Genomic DNA, 1120 nt, shown 5'->3' with positions numbered 1-1120 from the left:
GCCCACCGCCGAGCGCGGGGGCGGCCCCTCCCGTCGCGCGTCCGCCGCTCGCCCCCCGACGGGGCCCGTACGCGGGTCCCCGTCCCCCGGCCGGAGCCCGGGCGGGCTCCACCGGAAGCGGTCAGCGGTGGTCGGCTCATCCGGCGACGAGCTTGTCGACCGCCGCCTCGGCCTCGGCGAACAGCTTCTGGTAGTGGCGCTCCCGGGCCGCACCGGACAGGCCCTGGGCCTCGCTGTCGAACAGCGCGGCCGTGTGGACGTCGAAGATCCCGCAGTACTCCGAGATCCCCCGGCGCAGGGGTCCGTCGAGCAGGTCGAGCACCAGGTCCGCGTTCTGCTCCCCCTCGGCGAGCCCCGCCAGGCCCAGCCACAGCATCCGCTTGCCCGCCATGGGGGACCTGCTGCGGCCGTACGCGAGGCCGTAGTTCCACACGCGGTCGATCCAGCCCTTGAGCAGGGCCGGCAGCCCGTACCACCACACGGGGAAGACGGGGACGATGAGTTCGGCGGCGTGGACGCGGCGGATGTGGGCGTGCACCTCGTCGGAGTAGACCTTGTCCCGGTTGCCGTAGTCGGGCTCGTCGGCCTCGCTGTTGCGGGGGTCGAACCCCTCGGCGTGCAGGTCGAGCAGGTCGACGCGGTACCCGGCCGCCTCCAGGCGCGCCGCGGCCCGTGCGGCCACGGCGGCGGTCAGGGAGTCCGGGCGGTGGTGGGCGAACACGACCAGGGCGGTGCGTCCGGTCGGCGTGGGGGGCTCGGAGGTCTCGGAAGCTGCGAAGGGCTCTTGGTTCATGGATCCAGTACAGACCAGCGGGCGTGGACGTTCCATAGCTGAAAAGCTGCGTTTCTTTGGCGTGCGTCTACACTCGTTCCCATGGACCCTTTGAGCGACATGCTCAGCGGCATCCGCTCCGCCGGAGCCTCCGTCAGCCAGGCCTCGCTGGAACCGCCCTGGACGATCCGCTTCACCGGCGGCGCGCCGCTGACCATGCTGACGGTGATCAGCGGCGGCGGTTCGGTGGTCATGTCCGACGGGACGGCCCTCGCGATCAGCGCGGGCGACACCGCGCTCGTGCGCGGCCCCGACCCCTTCCACCTCGCGGACAGCCCCGCCTCGCCG

2 protein-coding genes are annotated in these 1120 nt (G+C 72.9%); one reads left to right on the top strand and one right to left on the bottom strand.

What is annotated here, in order from left to right; translation table 11 throughout:
• Positions 1-136: 136 nt before the first annotated feature.
• Positions 137-793, bottom strand: a complete 657-nt coding sequence (locus DQW06_RS22790; protein ID WP_071622994.1) for an NAD(P)H oxidoreductase — start codon at positions 791-793, stop codon at positions 137-139.
• Positions 794-874: 81 nt separating this feature from the next.
• Here DQW06_RS22790 and DQW06_RS22785 point away from each other — a divergent pair.
• Positions 875-1120, top strand: a 246-nt coding sequence (locus tag DQW06_RS22785) for a cupin domain-containing protein (protein ID WP_232833127.1), incomplete at its 3' end; no start/stop codon positions are given.

The sequence above is a fragment of the Nocardiopsis sp. TNDT3 genome (assembly GCF_003427465.1).
Taxonomy (GTDB): Bacteria; Actinomycetota; Actinomycetes; order Streptosporangiales; family Streptosporangiaceae; genus Nocardiopsis; species Nocardiopsis dassonvillei.
The sequence above is the reverse complement of the archived record's forward strand: the minus strand, read 5'-3'. Positions and strand labels throughout refer to the sequence as shown.